Raw genomic sequence first — 25,387 nt, 5'->3', positions numbered from 1 at the left:
AGGATGACTAGAGTTGAAAAAGCTTGGTACAAGCGCATTTCAATTCAGTCATCTACTGCCAAGATACTACAAGAGACTGAGACATTACATTATGTCCCAGTCTCTTTTTTATCGTTAGGGACATTATTCGGAATTGTGTCCGTAAAACTTTTATTTATCATACTGTCGTGTTACGTTAAAGAAAATAATGATTGGAGTGATTGTTATCGCTATTGTTTATTATGATGGGGATTGTGGATACTGTAATCGTGCTGTGATGTGGTTAATTCATCATAAGATTTCGACTCGTTTTCAATTTGCTCAACTTGAATCTTCATATGGTGATCATTTAATTGATGTTCGACCTGACTTGCAAAAAATTGATAGTATTATCGTTGTAGATGGTGACAAAGTATTGATTAAATCAAGTGCGATTATTCATTTATTATATCAAATAAAAGGCTATCAACTATTGGGGTGGGCTTTGAAATGGATACCGAGATGTGTTCGAGATGTTGGTTACGATGTATTTGCCAAAATCAGACATAAAGTGATTTTGAAAAACGAATGTAAGATACCGACACCTGAAGAAAGAAAATATTTTTTAAATTAATATTGCATAAATAAAGATTGCGTGATATCCTTTTGTGTAAACGGTTACACAAAAGGAAGTTGAAGTATGGCAACAATTAAACAAGTTGCGCAACATGCAGGAGTATCTGTTGCTACTGTATCTAGAGCGCTTAATAAAAGTGGTTATGTTAAGAAGGAAACACAAGATAAAATTGATAAAGCAATTCAAGAATTAAATTATCGACCTAACGAAACAGCAAGAACTTTATATAAACGACAATCTAGAATGATAGGACTATTGTTACCAGATATGAGTAACCCTTTTTTTACAGTAGTTGCTAGAGGTGTTGAAGATGAAGCGATGGCGATGGGCTATCATATCATTATTGGAAATGGTGATGGCAATGATGAGAAAGAACTTGCTTATTTAAATACATTTAACGTACATAATTGTAGTGGTATTATTGCTTCACAATTATCGAGTAAGGAAACTTTTGATTCATTTAAATCATATAATATGCCTTTTGTTCTGTTAGACCGTGTGTACGAAGATCATGAATTTGTTGAAACAAATCATTACAAAGGTGGACAACTTCAAGCTCAAGCAGTGATAAATGGTAAAGCCAAATCTGTTCTTATTTTAGAACAAGACTTAAATTACAAATCATTTAGAGAGCGATTCAATGGTGCGAAGTTAATGTTAGATGAAGCGGGCATCAAGTATATCTCAGCTAATGAATTATCTTTATCAGAAGATGATTTTCTCAACTTAATTAAAGGACACGACATTGATAGTATTATTTGTAGTAATGATGTAGGTGCATTTTACGTCATGAGTATTCTTTATAATCATCAATATAAAGTACCAGATGATATACAAGTTGTTGGATATGATGATATTCCGTTATCACGTACATATTCACCAAGTTTAACAACGATTCATCAACCTGCTTATTTAATTGGTCAAAAAGCTTGTCAACAATTGATTAAACAGTTGGAAGGTAAACAAAGAGAACATCATCAAATATTAGATGTTACTTTAGTAGAACGACAATCAACAAGGAGAGATTAATATGAATAAAATTACAGTTATCGGAAGTATGTCTATAGATTTAGTTGTATCAGCGTCTAAAAGACCAGGTAAAGGAGAAACAATTCTTGGGGACGATTTCTTTACAACACCTGGTGGGAAAGGTGCGAACCAAGCAGTCGCAGCTGCAAGATTAGGCGATAATGTACATATGATTGGTAGAGTTGGCGATGATGATTTTGGTAAAGAAATATACGAAAATCTTCAAAATAATCACGTTATTGTGGATGGTGTGGAACCCGTTACACAAATGCCATCGGGAACAGCACATATAACATTATCTGAACAAGATAATAGTATTATTGTCGTACCTTCAGCTAACAATGAAGTGACACCAGACTATGTAAAAAAACATCTAGAAGCATTGTCTGAAGGAGATATCGTTTTATTACAACAAGAAATTCCAAGTGAAACTGTGGAGTTTGCGGTTGAATATTGTTCAGAGCACGGTTTGATTTCAATACTGAATCCTGCACCATATCGAGAGATTAGTCACACTGTTATCGAAAAAGTTGATTATTTAACACCAAACGAAACAGAAAGTGATGAGATGTTTAAAGGTGAATTAGATGAAGCGTTAGCAGCTTATCCAATGAAATTGATTGTAACTTTAGGTGATAAAGGTGCAGCTTATCATAATGGTAAAGAAAAAGTTCAAGTACCAGGTTATAAACGTGAAGTGAAAGATACGACAGGTGCTGGAGATACATTTAATGGTGCATTTGCAGTAGCGCTTCAAAAAGAATACAGCTTAGATCAAGCATTAGCATTTGCTAATTTAGCAGCAAGTCATTCAGTAACTGGATTAGGTGCACAAGGTGGAATGCCAACATTACAAGATATTAAAGGAGAATGGGATGTATAAGACAGGGATATTAAACAGTGAAATTTCTAAAGTATTAAGCGATCTTGGTCATACAGATCGTATTGTGATCGCAGATTGTGGTTTACCAGTACCAAAAGGCGTGCGAAAAATTGATTTAGCACTGACTTTTGGTGTACCAAGTTTTGAAAGCGTTTACGATGTTTTGTTAGAACATATGTCTGTACAGAAAATGATTTTTGCAGAAGAAATTAAGACTGATAATTCACCACTTTATGAAAAGATTAAAGAAACAGATGTTGAAAGAGAATTTGTATCACACGAAGCATTTAAAAAATTAACACAAGATACTGTCGCTATTATAAGAACAGGGGAAGCAACACCATATGCAAACGTCATATTAGAAAGTGATGTTTTATTTTAAGGAGGGATTTCATGTTAGAAATGTCTGGTGTACATAAAGCGTTTGGCCAAAATAAAGTGTTAACAGGCGTAGATTTTAAATTAAAAGAAGCTTCAGTTCATGCACTTATGGGAGAAAATGGTGCAGGGAAATCTACTTTAATGAAGATTCTTGTTGGTATTCATGAAAAAGATGCAGGTCAAATTAATTATCACAATCAAGAAGTTGTCTTTAAAGATGCTCAAATGTCAGAAGAAGCAGGTATTACGTTTATACATCAAGAGCTTAATATTTGGCCAGAGTTAACAGTACTTGAAAATTTATTTATCGGGAAAGAAATGCGAAATAAATTTGGCATATTAAATGAGAAGAAAATGAAACAAGAAGCATTAAAAGTCTTTGGAAAATTAAACTTTAATATCTCATTGAAGAAAGTTGCAGGAAAATGTTCAATCGGTGAACAACAAATGATAGAAATTGCTAAAGCTTTAATGACCAATGCAAAAATTATCATCATGGATGAACCAACTGCAGCACTTACAGATAAAGAAATCACACAGTTGTTTAAACTCATTAAAAATCTTCAAAATCAAGGCGTTTCATTTGTTTATATTTCACATAGAATGGCTGAGATATTTGAGATTTCTGATGAAATTACCGTTATGAGAGATGGTAAAACTGTATTGTATAAACCAACAAGTGAAACCAATTATGATGAAATTGTTAAATCGATGGTAGGTAGAGACTTAACAGAGCAATTCCCAGAAAGAACAGTCAACCCAGGTGAAACATTGATGCATGTTAAATCTCTTAATAATGATGAACAAGGCATCAAAGATATTTCATTCTCATTAAGAAAAGGTGAAATATTAGGATTTAGTGGTTTAATGGGCGCTGGTAGAACTGAGATTATGAGAAGCCTGTTCGGAATTGATAAAGGTTATAAAGATATTGACATTAACGGTCAATCCGTATTGATTAAGTCACCGGAAGATGCAATGAAACATGGTTTAGGCTTAATTACTGAAAATAGAAAAGATGAAGGACTCATTCTCGATTTCTCAATCGAACATAATATGGTTCTACCATCTCTTGAAAGCTTTTCAAATAAAGGGTTTATTAAAGAACAAGCGACGCATGTGTTTGCGGATCAAATGAGCAAAAGGCTCAATATTAAGACACCACGAAAAGCACTAGTATCCTCACTTTCAGGTGGTAACCAACAAAAAGTAGTGTTGGCAAAATGGATTGGTACAGGTGCTCAAATCTTGATTTTAGATGAACCGACAAGAGGGATAGACGTTGGTGCTAAACGAGAAATTTATCAGTTGATGAATGAGCTAACTGAACGTGGTGTATCGATTATTATGATTTCTTCAGAGTTACCTGAAGTTATCGGCATGAGTGATCGCGTTATTGTTGTTCAAGAAGGCAATATTAAAGGTGAAGTTGAAGGCGAAAATATAACAGAAGAAAATATTATGACATTAGCTACAGGAGGGGAATTACATGCAACAACTAACAGCTAAGACTTCATTAGTCGAAAAAATTATTCCATTTATAGGACTTATATTATTAATCGTCGTGATTAGTATTATGAACTCTGCATTTCTAGATTTATCGAATTTATTAAACTTATTAAGACAAGTTTCAATTAACGGGTTAATTGCTTTTGGTATGACATTTGTTATTTTAACTGGTGGCATAGACTTATCAGTCGGTTCGATACTCGCATTATCAAGTGCATTTACTGCAATCTTAATTACAAGTGGTTTAGATCCAATCGTAGCATTGATTGTCGGAGTAATTGGTGGCTTCTTATTAGGTGTATTTAACGGTGTATTAGTAACATTCGGGAGTATGGCACCATTCATCGCAACACTTGCAACGATGACAATATTTAGAGGTTTAACACTCGTTGTTACTGATGGTAACCCTATTACTAATTTAGGTGATAGTTATATGTTCCAACTATTTGGTAAAGGTTATTTCTTCGGTATTCCAGTACCAGCAGTCACAATGATTATTGTATTTATTATATTGGCGATTATTTTACAAAAAACAACATTTGGTAGACATACATATGCTATCGGTGGTAATGAAGTCGCTTCAAAAATTTCTGGTATTAAAGTGAACAGAGTGAAAATTTTAATTTATGGTATTTCTGGTTTAATGTCTGCATTAGCAGGTGCGATATTAACATCACGTTTAAACTCAGCTCAACCTACAGCTGGTACATCATATGAGTTAGATGCTATCGCTGCAGTTGTATTAGGCGGAACTTCTTTAACAGGCGGTAAAGGTAGAATTGTTGGAACGTTTATTGGTGTACTTATTATAGGTGTACTTAATAACGGATTGAATTTATTAGGTGTATCATCATTCTACCAACAAGTCGTAAAAGGTATTGTTATTTTAATTGCTGTATTAATAGATAGAAAAAAATAATCAATTAGATTGAGGGGAAAACAAATGAAGAAATTATTAATACTACTAATGACAACTGTGTTATTTTTAGCGGCATGTTCACTTGAATCGCCTTTGAAAAAAGATAATGAAGGTAAAACAAATAAGAAAAAATCTGATATAACGATTGGTGTCAGTGTTTCAACATTAAATAACCCATTCTTCGTTTCAATTAAAGAAGGTATTGAAAAAGAAGCTGAAAAACAAGGTATGAAAGTGAAAGTAGTTGATGCAAGAGATGATTCAGCTAAACAAACAAATGATATAGAAGATTTAGTTCAACAACAAGTTGATTATTTAGTTGTGAATCCTACAGATTCTAGTGCAATTTCTAGTGCGGTTCAGTCAGCAAATAATGAAGGTATACCTGTTATTACATTAGATAGATCAGTTGATAAAGGTGATGTTGCAACATTTATCGCTTCAGATAACGTTGAAGGCGGTAAAATGGGCGGACAGTTTATTTTAGATAAATTAAGTAAAAATGCGAAAGTTGCCGAATTAGAAGGTGTTCCAGGTGCAAGTGCAACAAGAGAAAGAGGAGAAGGTTTCCATAAAGTTGCCGACAAATCACTTGATGTCATTGCTAAACAAAGTGCTAAGTTTGATCGAGCAGAAGGATTAAACGTGACACAAAATATCTTACAAGCACATCCAGAAGTAGAAGCGATATTCTCACACAATGATGAAATGGCACTCGGTGCTATCGAAGCAATTGGTGATAAAGATGTAATCGTAGTTGGATTTGATGGTAATGAAGATGCAATGAAAGCAATTAAAAGCGGCAAACTAGATGCAACTGTCGCTCAACAACCTGATAAGATGGGTAAAGCTTCAGTAGACTCTATCATTAAATTGATGGACGGTAAGAAACTTGAGAAAGAAATTAAGATTCCACTTAAGCTTGAGAAAGCAAAATAAATGTTTATAAAACGATAAAGAAGGTATAAGTCTAATGTAGGCTTTACCTTCTTTTTATGTAGATTTAAACTCTTATTTATAATTATTATAAATAAATCGCTAAATATCGTTGACAGATTAGAATGATTATAATATAATAATTAATGTAATCAAGAAAAGATAACTATAGAGGAGTGTAAAATAAATGACAAATAATAAAGAAGTAATCGAAGCGTTAAATAAACAAGTAGCAGAGTGGACAGTATTATATACTAAATTACACAACTATCACTGGTATGTTAAAGGACCAAACTTCTTCTCACTACATGAGAAATTTGAAGAACTTTACAATGAAGCAAGTGTGTATGTTGACGATTTAGCTGAACGTATTTTAGCAATTGAAGGTAACCCAATCGCTACTTTAAGAGAAGCATTAGAATGGTCAGTTATTGAAGAAGCTGAGAAAAACTTAACTGCAAACCAAATGGTTGAACAATTATCTAAAGACTTCACAACTGTAATTGCTCAATTAGAAGAAGGTATTCAATTAGCAGAAAAAGTTAACGACGATATGACTGGTGATATGTTATTAGCAATGGTAACAAGTCTTGAAAAACACAACTGGATGTTAAAATCATTCTTAAAATAATATTGAATTAAAAATACCTAATCCATGAACATGTTGGATTAGGTATTTTTTTAATCATAAATGTAAACGTATTCACTTGAAATGAAAATTAAAGTAAACAGTGCTATCATGAATATAATTTCATATTGAGGGGGGATAACATGGAAGAACTCTATCATGCTTTAAAGAAACATTTAGATAATGGGCGCGTTTCTAAAGAAGTAGCGGATCTTTCAAGTTATAGTTTTGATGCTTCTTTCGGTGAATACATGCCTGATATTATTTGTCAGCCAATGTCTACTGAAGAAGTTGTGCATATTGTAAAGTTAAGTAATCAATATGACGTACCAATTTATCCAAGAGGTAGTGGTACAAGTTTAAGTGGGGGACCACTTGCAGTTCATGGTGGCATAGTATTGGACTTTTCAAGATGGGACAATGAAATCACAGTTTACGAAAATGATTTAATGATGGAAGTTTCACCAGGCGTTATCACTGAGAAAATTCATAAAATTGCTGAATCCTATGGATTGATGTATCCACCTGATCCATCCAGTTCTCGTGTTTCAACAATTGGGGGTAACTTAGCTGAAAATGCAGGTGGACCAAGATGCTTAAAGTATGGCGTGACGAAAGACTATGTTGTTGGATTAGAAGTCGTAACGGCCAATGGTGATGTGATTCACTGTGGTGGACGCACAGTGAAAAATGTTACAGGTTATGATATGACGAAATTAATTGTAGGGTCAGAAGGTACGCTCGGTATTATTACAAAAGCTACTTTACAATTGATACCTAAACCGATTGATACAAAGACGGCAATGTTGCAATTTGATGATTTCATTACATCAGGTGAAGCGGTATCTAAAATTTTAAGATCAGGTATATTACCTTCTAAAATCGAAATCATGGATAAATATTGTGTTGATGCTGTATTGTCGACACATCCAATTGAGAATGTGACGGCTGATGCTGAGTCAGTATTGTTAGTCGAATTAGATGGTCATCCTTTAGCACTTGAAGCAGAAATGAAAATCATCGAAGAAACATGTGCTGCGCTACCTGGCTGTAAAGTCATCATTGCTGAAGATGAAAAACAAGCATCTGAACTATGGGAAGTACGTAAACTTGTGTCACCAGCTATCGTAAAATTTGGACCGACAAAGATAAGCGAAGATACAAGTGTGCCGGTCAGTCAAATTCCAGCTTTCTTTGAAGAAATCGAAAGAATTCGACAAACTTATCAATTAAATCTAGTTGTGTTTGGGCATGCTGGAGATGGCAATTTACATCCTAATATTATTACGGATAAACGTAAGCCAGAAGAAATGAAACGAGCAGAAGAAGCAGTTGCTGAAATTTTTAAAGCTTCACTGAAATTAGGTGGTACATTAAGCGGTGAACATGGTATTGGATTGTTTAAAAAGCCATTTATGTATAACGAATTTGATGAAGCGGGCATGAAATTTATGAAAGATGTAAAACAAGCATTGGACCCTAATAATCGTCTGAATCCAGGTAAAATCTTTCCAGACGAGCATGAAAGGTTTGTGTTAGTCCATGACGAATAATCTAATCGAAAAATTAGCTTATGATGCAACTTTTGATTGTGTTCAATGTGGCTTTTGTTTACCGTCTTGCCCTACATATTTAACGATGAAAGAAGAAAAGCATTCTCCACGAGGTAGAATCAATCTTGTTAAATATGCAGTTGAAGGTAAAGCAGAACTTAAAGATTTAGAAGAAGCGATTGATTTATGTTTAGGCTGTAGACAATGTGAAACAGTTTGTCCAACGAATGTTCAATATGGAGACATTTATGAATCGGCAGTCGAAGTATTAAGAGAAAAGCGCAATAAAAAATTAGACACACAAATCATGTCTGTATTTTTAGAACGTCAATATATGTTAGATGTGATGTATAAAGGCTTGAAGCTCTATCATACGTCATTTGTTTCAAGCATTTTAAATAAGACAAATGCATTAAAATTACTACCAGAAAGATTAGGGAATATGGCGATGATTTTGCCACCAGTTCAAAAAGATAAGCGACCTTACCAAACACCATTTAGAACGAAAAAAACAACAATTGGCTTTTTCAGAGGTTGCATGATGGACTCATTTTTCTCACATATAAACGATCTTGCGATAAAAATTTTAGAAGCTCATAATATTCAAGTTGTAGAAATTAAACAACAAACATGTTGTGGCGCACTTCAACATCACGCAGGAGAAATGGATAAAGCAAGAAAATTAGCCAAACTAAATATTGAAGCGCTAGAAAAATGCGATGTAGATTATTATGTCAATGCTATTGGCGGTTGTGGAGCTTCGTTAATAGAATATGATCATTTATTGAGAAATGAAGCGGAGTGGAAAGATAGAGCAGAACAGTTTGTCGATAAAGTGAGAGACATATCAGTTATATTAGAAGACATTGACTTAAATTTAGAACACCCGATCAATATACAAGCCACATATCAGCCATCATGTCACTTGCAAAACGTACAACATGTATTCCATGAACCTGAAAAAGTAATCAACCAAATAAAAGGACTAACATATAAAGTATTACCTGAAAAAGACATCTGTTGCGGTTCAGCAGGTATATATAATATCGTGAATTATGATGCATCGATGGAAATCTTAAATCGAAAAATGAGTCACGTAAAAGAAATAGAGCCGCAATTAATCATCACATCAAATCCAGGCTGTCACTTGCAAATGCTGTTAGGTGTTAAAAATGAAGGATTAGAAGATAAAATACAAGTCAAACATATCGTAGAAGTCGTAGCAGAAGCATGTGGTATAGAATAATGAGGATGTTGAGATGATGGTGAGAGATAATTGGCGAGAAATGTCCGTAAGAGTGGTCGTTAGGGACAGAATTCTGAGAAATGTCCGTAAGAGTGGTCGTTAGGGACAGAATTCCGAGAAATGTCCGTAAGAGGTGTCCCTCTAATTACCACAATTCAGAATAATGATAGTTAGCGACCTCTAATTATCTAACTTCTGGAAGTTAACGCAATCTATATAACTCCTTAACTATCACAAATGAAAAGAGCTGAGACGGGAATAATCGTCTCAGCTCTCTTTTTATAATTATTCTGCGATTTCTAATGCAATTTCCATCATTTGTGTAAATGAATTTTGTCTTTCTTCTGCTGTTGTTGCTTCATCTCTTAATAAGTGGTCACTTACTGTGAAGATACCTAATGCTTTTTTACCAGCTGCAGCGGCATTTACATATAATCCAGCTGATTCCATTTCAACGCCTAAGATACCTAATCTTGCCCATTTGCTTGTTACTTCTGAATCTGCATTATAGAAAATATCACTTGAGAAGATATTACCTACGTGTGATGTTGCGCCGATTTCGTCTGCTTTGTTTTTAGCGCTTGCTACTAAGCCGAAGTCTGCGATTGGTGCGAAGTAACCTGGCACGTTGAATTGATCAACATAACGAGAGTTTGTAGATGCACCTTGAGCGATAATAATATCGTATAAGTTGATATCTTCTTGCATAGCACCACATGATCCGATACGAATAATTGTGTCTACGTCAAAGAAATTATAAAGTTCATAAGAATAAATACCGATTGAAGCGATACCCATACCTGAACCCATAACAGAAACTTCTTTACCTTTATAAGTTCCTGTGTAACCTAACATATTTCTTACATCGTTGAATTGTTCTACATTTTCTAAAAAGTTTTCAGCGATAAATTTAGCACGTAATGGATCCCCCGGCATTAGTACTGTTTTTGCGATTTTTACACCATTTGGTTGAATATGTGGTGTCCCTTGAGTCATAACTATCTTCTCCTTTAAATAAAATATAAGTTTTTTCATCTTAAAGATAACATTTGTTTAAATTTTTTGCGAATTTTTGTACGATAAGAGTGAAAGAAAGTGGTGAATAGGGATGGATTTACAAAAGAACAAGGATAGTATCAAGATTGCAAAGCTATATTATCAAGAAGGTTTGAGTCAAGAAGCGATTGCGAAAAAGTTAAATATTTCAAGACCAACTATATCAAGATTATTGAATCATGCTAAAAATCAAGGCTTTGTGACGATTAAAATTGATGACCCTTATCAAGATGCAGAAAGTTTAGCTTCACTTTTAAAAGCGAAATACAATTTAAAAGATTGTGTTGTTGAACATGCATCTTATAACGATTATTCAAATATTCAAACGGCAATTGGTAAAAAGACTGCTGAATATTTAAATAAAATTGTGAAAAGCGGGGATAATATTGGTATAAGTTGGGGTAAAACGATGTATCAAGTCTCTCAATATCTAGAACAAAGTCATTATAAAGATATTGGTATTATTCAGTTGAAGGGCGGTATTAGTTTTTCAGATGTTGACACGAGAAGTCATCAAATTCTAGAAAGATTTGCTCAAGCTTATAATGCGACACCGAGAGATTTACCGTTACCCGTTATTTTTGATGTAAAAGAAGTTAAAGATATGGTTGAAAAAGACAGACATATTAAATCAATACTCGATCAAGGTAGACAAGTTGACGTTGCGATTTTTACTGTAGGAACTGTAAGAGATTCTTCCCTATTATTTAAACTTGGATTTTTGAGTGAAGAAGAAAAAGAAAGGCTTAAAAAATCAGCAGTAGGTGATATTTGTTCAAGATTTTATAATAGCAAAGGAGAAGTAGCAGACGAAGCTATTAATAATCGAACGATAGGTATTGAACTTGATGCGTTAAAAGGTATAGAACATTCAGTATTAGTTGCTGGAGGTGAGCATAAAATCGCTTCTATTAGAGGTGCACTTGAAGGTAAATTGAGTAATATTTTAATTACGGATCAATACACTGCACAGGCGTTATTAGATTAGTGAACAATATTTCAGTTATCGTTTTACAAATGTTCAACAACATTATATAATAGAGTTAATCAAAAAAATATTAGGAGGATTCAACATGTCATTAGCTAAATATATCGATCACACAGCATTAAAACCAGATACGACTTTGGAACAAATTGACGCTTTATTAAGTGAAGCGAAAGAATATGGATTCAAATCAGTATGTGTCAATCCTACACACGTTGCACATGCCAAGAAAGCATTAGAAGGGACAGATGTACTTGTATGTACAGTAATCGGATTCCCTCTTGGAGCTAACACAAGTGAAGTTAAAGCATTTGAAACAGAAGATGCAATTAAAAAAGGTGCTTCAGAAGTAGATATGGTTATCAACATTGGTGCATTAAAAGACGGCAGAGATGAAGATGTTAAAAAAGATATCGAAAGTGTTGTTTCAGCAGCTAACGGTGTAACAACTAAAGTTATCATTGAAACTTCATTATTAACAGATGCTGAAAAAGTGAGAGCATGTGAACTTGCTGTTGCAGCAGGTGCTGATTTTGTTAAAACTTCAACAGGATTTTCAACTGGTGGTGCAACTGCAGAAGATATTAAATTAATGCGTGAAACAGTTGGTCCTGATTTAGGCGTAAAAGCTTCTGGTGGTATCCGTTCATACGAAGATGTTAAAACAATGATAGATAATGGTGCAACACGTATTGGTGCTTCAGCAGGCGTTAAAATTTTAAAAGGTGAAGCGTCAGATTCAGATTACTAAAATTAATGGTACTTGAAATAGTACCTTTAATTTTTAAGATTAAGGTAAGCGTATTCATACAAAAATTGGAGGGTATTAACGATGAGAATGGTTGATGTAATTGCAAAGAAACGTGACGGGAAAGAATTAACGAAAGAAGAAATTGAATTTTTTGTTAAAGGATATACTGCAGGCGATATTCCGGATTACCAAGCGTCTAGTTTAGCAATGGCTATATATTTTCAAGATATGACAGATGAAGAACGTGCAAACTTAACAATGGCTATGGTTGAATCAGGGGATCAAATTGATTTATCTGAAATTGAAGGTATTAAAGTTGATAAGCATTCTACAGGTGGTGTAGGTGATACAACTACACTTGTACTTGCACCTTTAGTAGCAGCATTAGACGTACCAGTCGCAAAAATGAGTGGACGTGGTTTAGGTCATACAGGTGGTACAATTGATAAACTTGAAGCAGTTGAAGGGTTCCATGTTGAAATTAGTGAACAAGAATTTATTGATTTAGTGAATAAAGATAAAGTAGCCGTAATCGGTCAAACAGGTAACTTAACACCTGCAGATAAAAAGCTATACGGCTTACGAGATGTAACAGGTACAGTTAATTCAATTCCATTAATTGCATCTTCAATTATGAGTAAGAAAATTGCAGCAGGTGCTGATGCGATTGTCTTAGATGTTAAGACTGGTGCAGGTGCATTTATGAAGACGATTGAAGATTCTGAGTTACTTGCACATGCAATGGTTAAAATCGGGAATAATGTAGGTAGAAATACAATGGCGATTATTTCTGATATGAGCCAACCTTTAGGAAGAGCAATTGGTAACGGCTTAGAAGTGAAAGAAGCTATCGATACATTAAAAGGTGAAGGTCCAGAAGATTTAACGGAACTTGTATTAACTTTAGGTTCTCAAATGGTTGTATTAGCTAAGAAAGCTGAAACTTTAGATGAAGCGAGAGAAAAACTTTTAGAAGTGATTTATAACGGTAAAGCTTTAGAAAAATTCAAAGTATTCCTTGAAAATCAAGGTGGAGACGGTTCTGTAGTAGATGACGTAACGAAATTACCACAAGCTCAATATACTTTCGAAGTTAAAGCTGAAACTTCAGGTTACGTATCACATATCGTTGCAGATGAAATTGGTGTTGCTTCAATGCTTTTAGGTGCAGGAAGAGCAACAAAGGATGATATAATTGACTTAGCAGTTGGTTTAGTATTAAATAAAAAAGTTGGCGATAAAGTTGAAGCGGGTGAATCGTTAGTAACGATTTACGCAAATCAAGAAGATGTTAAAGATGTAGAAGCTAAAATTTTAGAAAACATCACAATTTCTGACGAACAAGTTAAACCAACATTAATTCATAAAGTGATTACAGATTAGGAGTGTGTCAAATGACAAACCGATTTAAACGTATTCATTTAATCGTAATGGATTCAGTAGGTATTGGTGAAGCACCAGACGCTAAAGCATTTGGTGACGAAGGTTCTCATACATTAAAACATACACTTGAAGGTTTTAATGAAACATTACCAAACTTAGAAAAGTTAGGCTTAGGCAATATAGCAGACTTACCAGTAGTTCAAAAAGTATCAAATCCAGAAGCATTCTATACTAAATTAAGTGAAGCTTCAGTTGGTAAAGATACAATGACTGGACATTGGGAAATCATGGGTCTAAATATTGATAAACCTTTTAAAGTCTATCCAGAAGGCTTCCCAGAAGAATTGGTGAAAGAAATTGAATCAATTACTGGTAGAAAAGTTGTTGCAAATAAACCAGCATCAGGTACTGCAATTATCGATGAATATGGCAAGCATCAAATGGAAACTGGAGATTTAATTGTATACACTTCTGCAGATCCAGTGCTACAAATTGCAGCACATGAAGATATCATTCCTTTAGAAGAATTATATGATATTTGTGAGAAAGTAAGAGAGCTTACGAAAGATCCTAAATATCTAATAGGAAGAATTATTGCACGTCCATACGTTGGCGAACCAGGTAACTTCACTAGAACATCAAACAGACATGATTATGCATTGAAACCATTTGGTAAAACAGTTATGAATACTTTAAAAGATGCTGATTACGATGTCATTGCAATCGGTAAAATTAATGATATTTATGATAGTGAAGGTGTTACAAAAGCTATAAGAACAAAAGACAACATGGATGGTATGGATCAATTAATCGATGTTGTGAAAAGTGATTTCACTGGAATCAGTTTCTTAAACTTAGTTGACTTCGATGCATTATATGGTCATAGAAGAGATAAAGAAGGTTATGCAAATGCAATTAAAGACTTTGATAACCGATTAGAAAACTTACAAGCAGTATTAAATGAAGATGACTTAGTCATTATTACAGCTGACCACGGTAACGATCCAACTGCTCCAGGAACAGATCATACACGTGAATATGTACCATTATTAATGTATAGTCCAAGTATTAAAGAATATCATGAACTATCAGGTGATGATACATTCAGTTCAATTGGTGCAACAATAGCAGATAACTTTAATGTGACGTTACCTGAATTCGGTAAAAGCTATTTAAATGAGATGGGGATTAAGTAATGAATATAGTTAGACGATTATTTGGTATAGGATTTTCATTTGCAGGTGTCATGCATTTTGTGAGATCAAAAGGTTTTGAAGCAATCGTTCCAAACTATTTACCATTTAAAAAAGCAATTGTTTGGATAACAGGTGTGATGGAAATCGTATTTGGTATCATGTTAATTATCAAAAAACCAAGTAGCTTAATGAAAAAATTAATCGAATGGTTCTTACTAGCTGTATTTCCAGCGAATGTTTATATGGCGCAAAAGAACATCCCATTAAACGGTAAACAATTACCAAAATGGGCATTGTGGGGTAGATTACCACTACAATATGTGATGATTAAACTAGTACGAAAAATGTAATTTTTATATAGAAAGAGTTTGGGATATCGTATCCCAAACTCTTTTTTTATGTGAGGGTAAGTGTGATGTATGGATTAGTTGAATATAATGTTGGGGAGTTGGGTGTCGTTATTAGCAGTTTTGGCTGAAGGTGCAAATACTGGTGTCATTAGAAGTAAGTTTGGTGAGAAGTGCAAATAGTGATGCCGTTATTAGCAGTTTTGGTAAGAAGTGCAAATACTGGTGTCGTTATTAGCAGTTTTGGTAAGAAGTGCAAATACTGCTGTCGTTATTAGCAGTTTTGGCTAGAAGTGCAAATAAGGAGCTCCTTGTTTACAGTTCAGCCGAGATTTGTAACTAAGGCGTTCCATAGTAACACTTCAGCCGAGTTTTGTAACTAACGCTCCCGTTATGAACAAGTTTGGCGAGAAGTGTTCACAACAACTCCGTTATGAACAAGTTTGCTCAGAAGTGTCCGCAACGCACCGACATTTCAACATAAAAAAGCCCAGGACATGAATCCTGGGCTTTCCTCATTAATCTTCTTTAAAGATATTTTTCCAATTATCGCGTTCTGCTAAAAATTCTGTTGCTAATTGTTGTGCGCCTTCTAATGAATGACTTGCTGCCCAACCGCATTGTACTTCGTTACATGCTGGGACTTCTGTTGCTTGTTCTACATCTTTAAGTGTTGCTTCTAATATAGCAAGTACGTCATCATAATCGTCATGATTGATGAATGAAGCATAAAATCCTGTTTGACATCCCATTGGACTTACGTCTACCACTTTATCTGTATGGTTTCTAATGTTCTCAGCCATTAAATGTTCTAGGGAATGTAATGCAGGCATTTCCATATGTTCTTTGTTAGGTTGTTTAAATCGAATATCATATTTATGAATAACATCACCATTTTGTCCTTCTTTGATTCCCGCAAGTCTCACAAATGGTGCGTCTACTATCGTATGATCTAAATTAAAACTTTCAACATTCATTTTTGTCATGAAGATTCCTCCTTTGATTTCGGCATCATTATATCAAGTTAATTTTGAAAAAACAATCAATTCAGATTTCTTTTACTTTCTTTCTATGTTACTTTATAAGATAATATTAATAAATTATTCTGAAATTAGGTGATGAGATGGAGCGATTACGTGTAGTCCCATACGACAGTATATGGCAACACCTTTTTCTTGAAGAGAAAAAATATTTACAGTCGTTATTGAAAGAACATAGTATCAGCATTGAACATATAGGATCAACGGCTATTCCTGGATTATCTGCGAAGCCGATTATAGATATATTAATAGTTGTAAAAGATAGTAAATCGATTGATGAATTTACACATGAATTATCAGGTTTAGGATATGAATCTAAAGGAGAACGTGGTGTTATCGGTAATCGATATTTCAAAAAATATGATCAATACGGTGCAGTTTCTCACCATTTACATATTTATGATGAAGGTAGCCCACATATTTTAAGATTATTATCCTTTAGGGATTATTTAAGAACATTCAATGGTGAAAGAGAAAGATATAGTCGACTAAAGCACGACTTAGTGATTGAATTTCCTGATGACAGTGAACAGTACTATAAAGGCAAAGACAGCATGATTAAAGAATTTGAGAAAAAAGCAGAAAAATGGTACTTAAATTCCAATGATATTGCAACAAATCATTGACATATCCGAGTTAGACAGTTAGAATTAAATTCAAATTTCATACGAATTATCAAGAGAGACTGAGGGAAGGGCCCGATGAAGTCCAGCAACCTCCCATAATGGAAAGGTGCCAATTCCTGCAGTTTGTTACTGGAAGATAAAAGAACGATTGGCGCACTCCTTACAAAGTAGTGCGCTTTTATATTGGAAAGGTGAATCATTAATGAGTAACTTATCGCAAAATATTATTAATTATATAGAACAAAATAGACATTTATATTTATCAATGAGTCATCAAATTCATGAACGTCCTGAGTTAGGTAATGAAGAAGTATTTGCATCACGTTTATTAAGCGACCAATTAAAGAATCATCATTTTAAGATAGAGAAGAATATTGCGAAACATCCGACAGGTTTCATTGCAACGTATGACTCAGGAAAAGAAGGTCCAACTATTGCATATTTAGCAGAATATGATGCATTACCTGGTCTTGGTCATGCGTGTGGTCATAATATTATTGGAACCTCAAGTGTGTTAGCAGGTATCAGTTTGTCTAAAGTGATTGATCAAATCGGTGGCAAAGTTGTCGTGTTAGGTTGTCCTGCTGAAGAAGGAGGTATTAATGGTAGTGCTAAAGCAACTTATGTGAAAGCTGGGATTATCGATAATATTGATATTGCACTAATGGTTCATCCTGGCCATGAGACATACGTGACAGTGCCTTCATTAGCTGTAGATGTATTTGATGTTAAATTCTATGGACGAAGCGCTCATGCCTCTGAAAATGCTTTTGAAGCGGTTAATGCGTTAGATGCTATGTTATCTTTCTTTAATGGCGTGAGCATGTTAAGACAACAAATTAAAAAGACAGATAAAGTACACGGCGTTATATTAAATGGAGGTGAAGCAGCGAATATTATTCCTGATTTTACACATGCACGTTTCTACACACGTGCCACTTCACGTAAAGAATTAGATATCCTTACTGATAAAGTGAGGAAAATAGCTGAAGGTGCAGCTATACAAACAGGTGGTACATACGAATTAAGACCAATCCAAAATGGTGTAAATGAATTCGTGATTAATAAGCCTTTAGACGAATTATTTAGAAAGCACGCTGAACAAGTTGGTGAAGAAGTCATTGATGACGATTTTGGTTTTGGTTCTACAGATACGGGGAATGTAAGTCATATCGTACCGACTATACACCCACACATTAAAATTGGACCATCTAATTTAGTGGGCCATACGAAAGAATTTTGCCAAGCTGCTGCAAGTACAAAGGGCGATAAGGCATTAATTAATGGTGCTAAAATATTGGCCTCAATGGGATTAGAACTTATAGAGAATGTATCCCTTAGAAATGAAATCATTGAGCATCATCAAACATTAAGGGAGAACTTGTTATGAAAAAAGAATATAGGAAACCACTCAATTTAACGTTAAGAGATTTATATGAAGAAGATATTGTATATAATGCGAGACCTTCTTATGAAGATAATCCTTGGTTAAAAGCTGAAGAAGCACAATCTAATTTTTTAACAGCAAGAGAAATGATTATTAGTAACATGCCCATGATCGTTCATGAAGCATGTTTAACAGATAATGTTAAAAGAATTTTAAAGTTAGTAAATGTGGATATTCCGAGCAATATATATACTTTTAAAGATAGAACGCAATATGAACATTTACTACAACAGTTAACTGCTGAAAATAAAAAAATATTCTTCCAATATATACATGGTCAACATTTATGTAAAGATGAAGAATATGCAGTTTATAAACCTAAATTTATAGATTTAAATAATAAATCGAAAATTGAACAATGGACAGGTGGTAAATATTTACCGAAACGAGAAATTGTGAAAGCAGAAGAATTTGAGGCAGCTATTCAAAACTGGGATTTACCATTGGTCATTAAACCGGGAGACGAATTACCTACAGCAGGTGGGTATGGTGTAATGATTTGTTATAATGAAGCGGATTTAAAGAAAGCAACAAATCGAATTAAAGAAGCATCAGATACAAAATACATTATCATCGAACAATTTATCGAAGAAATTGAGAATTATTGTGTTCAATACGTCTATAGTGAAAAGACGGGTATACAATATATAGGTGCTGTAAAACAGCTTACAGATGAATATGGCTTCTACAATGGTAATGTTAATTCGAATCATGTACCACAAAGCGTGATTGAGGCTGGATACGAAATAATGAAAAACGGTGTTGAATATGGTTATAAAGGAGTGTCGGGCTTTGATCTTCTAGTAGATAAAAACCATGACGTATATGCGATTGATTTAAACTTCAGACAAAATGGTTCAACAAGCATGTTATTACTTAAAGATCGCTTGCATGAAGGTTTTCATAAATTTCTAAGTTATCATTCCACAGGCAATAACACACATTTCATCAATACAATTGAACAATTCATCAAAAATGGACTTCTCTATCCTCTTGCATACTATGATGGTGACTATTTCGGTAAAAACAACGTAAAATCAAGATTTGTTGGAATTTGGCATGCAGAAACTGAAGAAAAGGCATTAGAACAAGAGCAACTATTTCTAGATGCATTAAGTAGTCAAATTGAATAAAAAATTTTTTACAATTTAACTTAATTTATATTGACTTATACCTTATACGTATAATATATTTTATTGGGATTAAATATAAAGAAAAGGGTGGTAGAATGGCTATCCAGGATATGTCTAAATTTAAACAAATATTAACAAAAGAAAGATTTTATGTTGTGCTGAATGACCGTAAAATATTAAGAGACAATGATACAGATTACCGTCTTATTTGGTCAACGAAAGAAAGTGCAGAGTCATATTTGAAATCGTATGAAATTACTAAATACGATAAAATTATGGAGTTAGATTTAGATAGATTTGTTACATATGAAATGGATGATATCCTTGATGAAGGCGATCAATTCATTGTAGACAAATCCGAAGATAATGAAGGGTTAACTGTAGAAGCAATTCCATTCATAGAAGAAATCATGAGTGAATTAGATGATATCCGAATAGAAGAATTTGCAGAAGACATTTGCAACGAAAGCTATGTATACGGGTTAACAGTTAAAGGACAAAAACAATTTATTATCGTATCAGAAGAAGATGCAAGTCTACCAAACATGATGACAGTCTGGAGTACGCGTAAATTAGCAGAAAAAGTACATCGTGATGACTTTGAAGAATACGATATTATTGAAGTAGAAACAGAAGTCTTTGAAGAATGGTTAGAAGACTTGAAACAAGAAGACATCGCATTAGGAGTCAACTTAAAATCAGGCATGATCGGTACAGTAACAGATCCAAAAGCCATTTTAAACGCAATGCCTTGTTAAATAATTAAATAAATAATTGTAATTAAAAAAGACGCTCGCTATAAAGCAAGCGTCTTTTTTTGTCTTTCGAATTAATTGCAATTAATTAATAATATAATATTATTCGATTGTTGTAAAAGCGCTTTCAAGGAGTTATAATACTTTTAACATTATGATGGAAAAAATTAAAAAACTATGCGCTTTGTACCTTTTAAAGTAGGTGATAACAATTTTAAATTATATGAAACTACGAACAATGAGGATGCAATTATTAATAGTTTTTAGCATATTAATGATAATTGCATTGTTACATTTATACGATGCTTATCAAACTTATGGAATTAATAAGTTGTTAGAAAATACACCGTATACACAATCTTTATTATTTGATAGCTTTAGTGGCGTACCATTAATTTATTTACTAATAATGCCTTTAGCTGTATCTGTAGGTGTTAGCGACATATATATACAAGATCGTAAACAAAATTTGTTACATTATGCCTATATGTATCAATTAAGGAAGAATGTTGACTTAAAAGTGATTTTATATTCTAGTGTTGTTGCTGCGTTACTTGTAATTACACCTTTGATAATGAATTTTATTGGTGAATTTTTAATACTGCCGAATATATTACCAGAAAGATTTACTAATAAACCATTAGGGTTTTTTACAACTTATACATTAAATGCTTCTCTTTATTATGCTATGCCGATATTATATATTTTATTATATATTCTATTAGTTGGTATGTGGGCTGCCACTATGAATGTATTATCGATAACTCTTTCTTTATATACGAATAAGAGGATATATGCAATTATAGGGTCATTTATCTTTCAAATTATACTAATTATCTTGACTAATTTTACTGATCAACCATATATAGCGCCACCTATATACTTTTTGCTAGGAAAAACAGGATTTATGTATATAGATGTTTTGCCGATTTTGTTGACTTTTATTTTATATGTCAGTTTATCAATTTATTTCTATATAAGAGGTATGCGCAAATATGAACTTGATTAAATATAGAGTTGCTTCAATGATTAATATAAAATTTCTAATTTGGAATATATTGTTCTTTGTGTTAATAGCTTTGTATCAGAAGGGGAATGTTGATTATTTCCCTTCTGATGAATTTCAATTTACAAATTTATTGTTGAGTAATTTTACGCTTACTTACGTTGTATTACCTATTTTAATTATCAGCACTATTGTGTTTTATCGAGACGAATATATCCATAATACATTTATTGAATATAGGAAGAAATTAAAAATTGATGTAATACTATATGTAAGCTTTATATCCTTAATAATAAGCTTACTAATGATATTCGGAAGCATGATTGCAATGAATTTTCAAGTTAGATTTAATATGATACTTTTTGTAACAGCTTGTTTGTTGATGGTAGGTAATTTTACGATTTCTTTAGTGTCAATAACACTATATTTTAAGTTTTTAAATCGAGGTATTTCCTTAATAATAGCAAATATTTTAATGTATTTAGATTTCATCATAATGCAAGGTGGAAACAGGAATTGGTTGATTATTGATTCAAAGAGATTATTTAATCTTTCTTGGTCGTGGATAATGTATCAATTGGTTCTCATAATATTTCTTTATTTAGTTGTAGAGTGGATTATTAGTAAGAAGGAAATAATGCGATGAATATTTTAAAATTTATAGGTGACATCATTCAAAGTTTATGGAAAATATTCATTATTATAAATGGTATATTTATTTTAGTTTTATTGTTGTTTAAGCCATATATAAGAGTTGGTTTATGGGAATTTATTTTTCGAGGTAACAATGACATTGAATTGAGTATGCATTTATATAGAATACCTGGGTTATATATAATGATTATGGTACTTGCTATTATCTTCATTTATCGATTTATACACGTTATTTATCAATATTATATTGTAGAGTGGCAAATGCTATTAAATATTGCTGGAAAATGGATGGTTCTTCTTATAGTCCCGTTTATTTTAAGTCTCATTTATATTATAAGTATATGGTTGATCATTTCTCTTATCGAAGGCGAATTTACTATTAATGCTATACATTTATCATATTTAATAGTGAGTGTTTATTTCTTAATGATTGTATTTATTTGGACTTACATTGCTTATAAATTTTATATAAGCTTTATGATATCGTTATTGTGGGTAATTGCCACAACAAGGTTTGATTTGGATATTAATATATTAAATGCATCTTTGTTTTCAAGAATACAAGGTGTATCTTACACAAATTTATTGTGTTGTGCACTATCTATTGTTGTGGTGAATATGTTGTTGTTTATTGAATTAGGACGTGATCATCACATTAAATTCCAAAGAGGTGATGATGAAGAATGATTAAGTTAGTAAATGTTTCAAAAGAACATCAGCGTAATCTATTGCTGAATAATATTAATTTAGAAATCGAACGTGGGAAAGTTTATGGATTTAAAGGACGTAATGGATCTGGTAAGACGATGCTTTTAAGAGCAATTTTAGGATTAATTAAAGTTGAAGGGCAAGTTATTATTAATAATAAACCACTTAAATTTGGAGAGAAATATCCACTTAAAGTTGGCGTGTTTATTGAAAAACCAAGTATCATAACTGAATTTACAGCTTTAAAAAATCTTAAGTTAATTGCTGCATTAAAAGGTATAACAGATATCAATGTAATGACTAAATATTTAGTAGAACTTGGATTAGATTATAAGGATAAAAGAAAAGTTAGAAAATATTCACTAGGCATGAAACAAAAAGTAGGTATCGCTCAAACGCTAATGGGAGAACCAGAGTTAATTGTTTTAGATGAACCTACCAATGCTTTGGATAGAAAGAGTATTGAGAAACTTGTTCAAATCCTTGAAAGATTAAAACAGCAAGGATGTACAATACTGATTGCTTCTCATCAATTTGAAGACATAGAAAGTATTGTAGATGAGGTTGTTCATATAGAAGCGGGTGCATTAGAATGAAAAATAAAGTAATTCTATTATTTTCTTTAATTGTAATTGTAGTTCTCGTTATATTAGGATTCAATCAGTATCATAAAGTAAACGCAGAATTTCAAGATTATGAATTTAAGGAAGAGAAAATTAAACTCAATCAAACGCATAATATAACTTTTGGAACGATGCAATTTAGTAATTTGAGTTATAAAGTTAAAGATAAAGAAATATTTCTAAGTGCTGATATCAAAATAGTTAAAAAGAATGACTATCCAGATAAATATTATAATAATATTGATGCAAGTTTATTTTTACGTGTTAATGATGAAATCTTGCAACAGTCTATTGACTTTAAAACGAAAAAAGGTAAAAGACTTATGCCGGATCGACCTTACTTTGATAAGCATAATGTATATGAGGGGCAAGTTACATTTAGTTATACACCAATAGATCCTGATGGAGAAAATGATTTAGAACTTGCTTACCTCGACCGTAATGGCCATAAGTTGAAGAAATTATATTTACCGATTCGTGTTGACGGTGGGAAGATTGTTTGATACATTATTAGTAACTACTAAGGTAGTTACTACATCCCAACGTAGTAAAATCATTTATCCCAAATAATAACCCTTAAGAGAAAAAGGTTTTTCTCTTAAGGGTTATTTCGTCTTCTATATCTTCTTCAAATTTACTAATATATTTATTGACTAAGACGTCATGCCAAATGTAGTCTTTCATCATTTTTATTTGTGTGTGGTCATAACTGATATAAGCACGCATATTTGATTCTGCTGTTTGTCCGTAAATCATGTGTTCATCATCTACGATTACGACAAATGGTTTAAGTGCTAATGAACTTTTGACGTAGTTTGTATAACGATGATTAATGAGATCATAGCCGGGTTGGTCGACTTGGAATGTGATTCCTTGTATATGGATATCTTCTGAGACATGGTTTGTTAAGATGTCATATAAGTCTGGCCATATTGAAACGGTTATTTGTCTTTTAGCTTGTTTAATTGCAGATGTTACGGCATCGATGATTGTTGATTCATTTGTTAAGACTTCTATTTGAATTGGTGCATTGTCTGTTACGATATTTAATTTATTGATTTCTTGTTCGAGTTGAAGGAGTTCTTCATTTTGTTTTTTTTCAAATAGTTGAATGGTTTGTTTTGGTGATAGGGCATAGTAGTATTTCTTTTGGTCTTGTAAATTGAAATAAGCGAGTCCTTGTTCATCAAGTTTATTGAGCGCTTCATAAATTTTTGAACGTGGTACGCTTGATATTTCACTTAGTTTATAAGCTGTTATGCCTGGATTTTGAACAAGGGCGATATAAGCTTTAGAGCCATATTCACTTAATCCAAAGCGCTTTAAAATGTCTATCATTTGATTCATATTGTCACCTTCTAGTTTGATGTTACGTTAACCCCGAATAACGGAAGTATATCATATGCTTGAAATTCAGAAACTGTTGCACCTTTTAAGTCATTAGGTTGTACAACAAGTTGTTCGATTGTATTGGACGATAAATCAATGTCTTTTAATGATGTTTCAACAACTTCAAGAGATTCTAGTGCGCATCCTTCAATTGCGACAGATTTTTGAGTACAGAATGAAAGGTATGTTTCTGACATTTGATTATCGTTAAATAACACGTGATCTAAGTTACAATTTTGAAATTGACTCATTTTCAACTGACAATTTGAAAATTGTACATGCTTAAGTTTAACATCTGTAAAGTTAGCACCGATCATACGACAATCTTTGAAGTGTATTCTATTAAGAGAGGCTTCGCTGAATATACAGTTTGAAAGGTCGCATCCTTTAAATATAATATCTAATCCGTGAATTTTAGTGAAATCAACAGATTCAAATGTACATTGATTGAAATACATTGTATCGATTTGACTCGTTTCTTCATCTAATTGAATCAATGCTTTATCAAAGTATAAGTCATACGAAGATTGATAGAGTGTTACATCATTTTCTTCCTCATATTCAAATTCATTGCGTAGTTTAGGTTCTATAATTTTCATATTAATGCTC

The 25,387-nt window shown here is 32.9% G+C and carries 27 protein-coding genes and 1 riboswitch; of the genes, 23 read left to right on the top strand and 4 right to left on the bottom strand.

The features are described 5' to 3' along the window. Positions 1–187 precede the first annotated feature (187 nt). From LQ675_RS08520 to LQ675_RS08475, 10 genes are all read left to right on the top strand, one after another. Positions 188–592: a thiol-disulfide oxidoreductase DCC family protein gene (locus LQ675_RS08520; RefSeq protein WP_201277786.1), complete on the top strand. Its 405-nt coding sequence runs from the start codon at positions 188–190 to the stop codon at positions 590–592. Positions 593–658: 66 nt separating this feature from the next. Then, positions 659–1,624 carry a LacI family DNA-binding transcriptional regulator gene (locus LQ675_RS08515; RefSeq protein WP_075578127.1) on the top strand — a complete coding sequence of 322 codons (966 nt, stop codon included), beginning with the start codon at positions 659–661 and terminating at the stop codon, positions 1,622–1,624. Between the two features lies 1 nt (position 1,625). Beyond that, positions 1,626–2,507, top strand: a complete 882-nt coding sequence (gene rbsK, locus LQ675_RS08510) for a ribokinase (protein ID WP_075578126.1) — start codon at positions 1,626–1,628, stop codon at positions 2,505–2,507. Beyond that, on the top strand, positions 2,500–2,889 hold the full coding sequence (rbsD, locus tag LQ675_RS08505) for a D-ribose pyranase (RefSeq protein WP_075578125.1): 390 nt from the start codon (positions 2,500–2,502) through the stop codon (positions 2,887–2,889). Before rbsK ends, rbsD begins: the two co-directional genes overlap by 8 nt. Positions 2,890–2,900: 11 nt before the next feature. Then, a complete protein-coding gene (locus LQ675_RS08500; protein ID WP_048540996.1) occupies positions 2,901–4,397 on the top strand; it encodes a sugar ABC transporter ATP-binding protein in 1,497 nt (498 codons plus the stop codon). Continuing rightward, positions 4,378–5,316 carry an ABC transporter permease gene (locus tag LQ675_RS08495; RefSeq protein WP_048540993.1) on the top strand — a complete coding sequence of 313 codons (939 nt, stop codon included), beginning with the start codon at positions 4,378–4,380 and terminating at the stop codon, positions 5,314–5,316. The genes LQ675_RS08500 and LQ675_RS08495 overlap by 20 nt, the downstream gene beginning before the upstream one ends. A gap of 24 nt (positions 5,317–5,340) precedes the next feature. Next, positions 5,341–6,255, top strand: coding sequence for a D-ribose ABC transporter substrate-binding protein (locus LQ675_RS08490; RefSeq protein ID WP_048540992.1), 915 nt, complete (start codon positions 5,341–5,343; stop codon positions 6,253–6,255). A 184-nt stretch (positions 6,256–6,439) separates the two neighbouring features. Next, positions 6,440–6,883, top strand: a complete 444-nt coding sequence (locus LQ675_RS08485) for a Dps family protein (protein ID WP_025906400.1) — start codon at positions 6,440–6,442, stop codon at positions 6,881–6,883. Positions 6,884–7,023: 140 nt separating this feature from the next. Beyond that, a complete protein-coding gene (locus LQ675_RS08480; protein WP_058591119.1) occupies positions 7,024–8,433 on the top strand; it encodes an FAD-binding oxidoreductase in 1,410 nt (469 codons plus the stop codon). Beyond that, on the top strand, positions 8,423–9,679 hold the full coding sequence (locus LQ675_RS08475; protein ID WP_107601765.1) for a (Fe-S)-binding protein: 1,257 nt from the start codon (positions 8,423–8,425) through the stop codon (positions 9,677–9,679). The genes LQ675_RS08480 and LQ675_RS08475 overlap by 11 nt, the downstream gene beginning before the upstream one ends. Positions 9,680–9,964: 285 nt before the next feature. Here the strand turns inward: LQ675_RS08475 and deoD are convergent, their stop codons facing one another. After that, complete coding sequence (gene deoD, locus LQ675_RS08470) at positions 9,965–10,675, bottom strand: purine-nucleoside phosphorylase (protein ID WP_025906394.1); 711 nt, start codon at positions 10,673–10,675, stop codon at positions 9,965–9,967. 112 nt (positions 10,676–10,787) lie between these two features. On the opposite strand from deoD, the gene LQ675_RS08465 reads away from it, so the two are divergent. From LQ675_RS08465 to LQ675_RS08445, 5 genes are all read left to right on the top strand, one after another. Further along, positions 10,788–11,723: a sugar-binding transcriptional regulator gene (locus tag LQ675_RS08465; protein ID WP_048540985.1), complete on the top strand. Its 936-nt coding sequence runs from the start codon at positions 10,788–10,790 to the stop codon at positions 11,721–11,723. Between the two features lie 85 nt (positions 11,724–11,808). Further along, a complete protein-coding gene (gene deoC / locus LQ675_RS08460; RefSeq protein ID WP_058611928.1) occupies positions 11,809–12,471 on the top strand; it encodes a deoxyribose-phosphate aldolase in 663 nt (220 codons plus the stop codon). A gap of 81 nt (positions 12,472–12,552) precedes the next feature. After that, entirely contained in the window at positions 12,553–13,854 is a 1,302-nt protein-coding gene (locus LQ675_RS08455; RefSeq protein ID WP_107601766.1) for a pyrimidine-nucleoside phosphorylase, read from the top strand. An 11-nt stretch (positions 13,855–13,865) separates the two neighbouring features. Continuing rightward, positions 13,866–15,050 (top strand): phosphopentomutase, encoded by a 1,185-nt coding sequence (gene deoB, locus LQ675_RS08450; protein ID WP_048540979.1) that lies wholly within the window; start codon positions 13,866–13,868, stop codon positions 15,048–15,050. Beyond that, positions 15,050–15,400, top strand: coding sequence for a DoxX family protein (locus LQ675_RS08445; RefSeq protein WP_048540978.1), 351 nt, complete (start codon positions 15,050–15,052; stop codon positions 15,398–15,400). Before deoB ends, LQ675_RS08445 begins: the two co-directional genes overlap by 1 nt. Positions 15,401–15,915: 515 nt before the next feature. On the opposite strand, the gene LQ675_RS08440 is transcribed toward LQ675_RS08445, so the two are convergent. Further along, positions 15,916–16,383 (bottom strand): S-ribosylhomocysteine lyase, encoded by a 468-nt coding sequence (locus LQ675_RS08440; RefSeq protein WP_048540976.1) that lies wholly within the window; start codon positions 16,381–16,383, stop codon positions 15,916–15,918. Positions 16,384–16,520: 137 nt separating this feature from the next. Here LQ675_RS08440 and LQ675_RS08435 point away from each other — a divergent pair, with 137 nt between their 5' ends. The 8 genes from LQ675_RS08435 (at position 16,521) to LQ675_RS08400 (ending at position 23,892) form a co-directional block, all read left to right on the top strand. After that, positions 16,521–17,063: a GrpB family protein gene (locus tag LQ675_RS08435; protein WP_048540974.1), complete on the top strand. Its 543-nt coding sequence runs from the start codon at positions 16,521–16,523 to the stop codon at positions 17,061–17,063. A 43-nt stretch (positions 17,064–17,106) separates the two neighbouring features. Beyond that, a riboswitch (SAM riboswitch) is annotated at positions 17,107–17,206 on the top strand. A gap of 59 nt (positions 17,207–17,265) precedes the next feature. Then, entirely contained in the window at positions 17,266–18,453 is a 1,188-nt protein-coding gene (locus LQ675_RS08430) for a M20 family metallopeptidase (protein WP_048540972.1), read from the top strand. After that, a complete protein-coding gene (gene ldmS / locus LQ675_RS08425; protein ID WP_239727480.1) occupies positions 18,450–19,643 on the top strand; it encodes an L-aspartate--L-methionine ligase LdmS in 1,194 nt (397 codons plus the stop codon). The genes LQ675_RS08430 and ldmS overlap by 4 nt, the downstream gene beginning before the upstream one ends. Before the next feature lie 95 nt (positions 19,644–19,738). Then, positions 19,739–20,401 (top strand): DUF2750 domain-containing protein, encoded by a 663-nt coding sequence (locus tag LQ675_RS08420; RefSeq protein ID WP_048540968.1) that lies wholly within the window; start codon positions 19,739–19,741, stop codon positions 20,399–20,401. Positions 20,402–20,642: 241 nt separating this feature from the next. After that, positions 20,643–21,407 (top strand): hypothetical protein, encoded by a 765-nt coding sequence (locus LQ675_RS08415; RefSeq protein ID WP_229412533.1) that lies wholly within the window; start codon positions 20,643–20,645, stop codon positions 21,405–21,407. A gap of 639 nt (positions 21,408–22,046) precedes the next feature. Continuing rightward, a complete protein-coding gene (locus tag LQ675_RS08410; protein ID WP_239727476.1) occupies positions 22,047–22,745 on the top strand; it encodes a hypothetical protein in 699 nt (232 codons plus the stop codon). Continuing rightward, the gene (locus tag LQ675_RS08405; protein WP_048540961.1) at positions 22,742–23,362 is read left to right on the top strand and encodes an ATP-binding cassette domain-containing protein; all 621 of its coding nucleotides are present in this window, start codon (positions 22,742–22,744) and stop codon (positions 23,360–23,362) included. Before LQ675_RS08410 ends, LQ675_RS08405 begins: the two co-directional genes overlap by 4 nt. Then, complete coding sequence (locus LQ675_RS08400) at positions 23,359–23,892, top strand: hypothetical protein (RefSeq protein ID WP_075578116.1); 534 nt, start codon at positions 23,359–23,361, stop codon at positions 23,890–23,892. Before LQ675_RS08405 ends, LQ675_RS08400 begins: the two co-directional genes overlap by 4 nt. Before the next feature lie 73 nt (positions 23,893–23,965). Here the strand turns inward: LQ675_RS08400 and LQ675_RS08395 are convergent, their stop codons facing one another. Continuing rightward, a complete protein-coding gene (locus tag LQ675_RS08395; protein ID WP_107576511.1) occupies positions 23,966–24,736 on the bottom strand; it encodes a TrmB family transcriptional regulator in 771 nt (256 codons plus the stop codon). 11 nt (positions 24,737–24,747) lie between these two features. Continuing rightward, entirely contained in the window at positions 24,748–25,377 is a 630-nt protein-coding gene (locus LQ675_RS08390) for a pentapeptide repeat-containing protein (protein WP_107601767.1), read from the bottom strand. Between the last annotated feature and the right edge of the window lie 10 nt (positions 25,378–25,387).

Origin of the sequence: Mammaliicoccus sp. D-M19 (assembly GCF_022386695.1) — a bacterium.
In the GTDB taxonomy this organism is placed as follows: domain Bacteria; phylum Bacillota; class Bacilli; order Staphylococcales; family Staphylococcaceae; genus Mammaliicoccus; species Mammaliicoccus sciuri.
The sequence above is the reverse complement of the archived record's forward strand: the minus strand, read 5'-3'. Positions and strand labels throughout refer to the sequence as shown.

Excerpts from the sequence above, each read along its gene's own strand:
- LQ675_RS08520 (WP_201277786.1), top strand. The coding sequence starts at position 188 with ATGATTGGAGTGATTGTTATCGCTATTGTTTATTATGATGGGGATTGT.
- LQ675_RS08515 (WP_075578127.1), top strand. The coding sequence starts at position 659 with ATGGCAACAATTAAACAAGTTGCGCAACATGCAGGAGTATCTGTTGCT.
- rbsK (WP_075578126.1), top strand. The coding sequence starts at position 1,626 with ATGAATAAAATTACAGTTATCGGAAGTATGTCTATAGATTTAGTTGTA.
- rbsD (WP_075578125.1), top strand. The coding sequence starts at position 2,500 with ATGTATAAGACAGGGATATTAAACAGTGAAATTTCTAAAGTATTAAGC.
- LQ675_RS08500 (WP_048540996.1), top strand. The coding sequence starts at position 2,901 with ATGTTAGAAATGTCTGGTGTACATAAAGCGTTTGGCCAAAATAAAGTG.
- LQ675_RS08495 (WP_048540993.1), top strand. The coding sequence starts at position 4,378 with ATGCAACAACTAACAGCTAAGACTTCATTAGTCGAAAAAATTATTCCA.
- LQ675_RS08490 (WP_048540992.1), top strand. The coding sequence starts at position 5,341 with ATGAAGAAATTATTAATACTACTAATGACAACTGTGTTATTTTTAGCG.
- LQ675_RS08485 (WP_025906400.1), top strand. The coding sequence starts at position 6,440 with ATGACAAATAATAAAGAAGTAATCGAAGCGTTAAATAAACAAGTAGCA.
- LQ675_RS08480 (WP_058591119.1), top strand. The coding sequence starts at position 7,024 with ATGGAAGAACTCTATCATGCTTTAAAGAAACATTTAGATAATGGGCGC.
- LQ675_RS08475 (WP_107601765.1), top strand. The coding sequence starts at position 8,423 with ATGACGAATAATCTAATCGAAAAATTAGCTTATGATGCAACTTTTGAT.
- deoD (WP_025906394.1), bottom strand. The coding sequence starts at position 10,675 with ATGACTCAAGGGACACCACATATTCAACCAAATGGTGTAAAAATCGCA.
- LQ675_RS08465 (WP_048540985.1), top strand. The coding sequence starts at position 10,788 with ATGGATTTACAAAAGAACAAGGATAGTATCAAGATTGCAAAGCTATAT.
- deoC (WP_058611928.1), top strand. The coding sequence starts at position 11,809 with ATGTCATTAGCTAAATATATCGATCACACAGCATTAAAACCAGATACG.
- LQ675_RS08455 (WP_107601766.1), top strand. The coding sequence starts at position 12,553 with ATGAGAATGGTTGATGTAATTGCAAAGAAACGTGACGGGAAAGAATTA.
- deoB (WP_048540979.1), top strand. The coding sequence starts at position 13,866 with ATGACAAACCGATTTAAACGTATTCATTTAATCGTAATGGATTCAGTA.
- LQ675_RS08445 (WP_048540978.1), top strand. The coding sequence starts at position 15,050 with ATGAATATAGTTAGACGATTATTTGGTATAGGATTTTCATTTGCAGGT.
- LQ675_RS08440 (WP_048540976.1), bottom strand. The coding sequence starts at position 16,383 with ATGACAAAAATGAATGTTGAAAGTTTTAATTTAGATCATACGATAGTA.
- LQ675_RS08435 (WP_048540974.1), top strand. The coding sequence starts at position 16,521 with ATGGAGCGATTACGTGTAGTCCCATACGACAGTATATGGCAACACCTT.
- LQ675_RS08430 (WP_048540972.1), top strand. The coding sequence starts at position 17,266 with ATGAGTAACTTATCGCAAAATATTATTAATTATATAGAACAAAATAGA.
- ldmS (WP_239727480.1), top strand. The coding sequence starts at position 18,450 with ATGAAAAAAGAATATAGGAAACCACTCAATTTAACGTTAAGAGATTTA.
- LQ675_RS08420 (WP_048540968.1), top strand. The coding sequence starts at position 19,739 with ATGGCTATCCAGGATATGTCTAAATTTAAACAAATATTAACAAAAGAA.
- LQ675_RS08415 (WP_229412533.1), top strand. The coding sequence starts at position 20,643 with ATGCAATTATTAATAGTTTTTAGCATATTAATGATAATTGCATTGTTA.
- LQ675_RS08410 (WP_239727476.1), top strand. The coding sequence starts at position 22,047 with ATGAATATTTTAAAATTTATAGGTGACATCATTCAAAGTTTATGGAAA.
- LQ675_RS08405 (WP_048540961.1), top strand. The coding sequence starts at position 22,742 with ATGATTAAGTTAGTAAATGTTTCAAAAGAACATCAGCGTAATCTATTG.
- LQ675_RS08400 (WP_075578116.1), top strand. The coding sequence starts at position 23,359 with ATGAAAAATAAAGTAATTCTATTATTTTCTTTAATTGTAATTGTAGTT.
- LQ675_RS08395 (WP_107576511.1), bottom strand. The coding sequence starts at position 24,736 with ATGAATCAAATGATAGACATTTTAAAGCGCTTTGGATTAAGTGAATAT.
- LQ675_RS08390 (WP_107601767.1), bottom strand. The coding sequence starts at position 25,377 with ATGAAAATTATAGAACCTAAACTACGCAATGAATTTGAATATGAGGAA.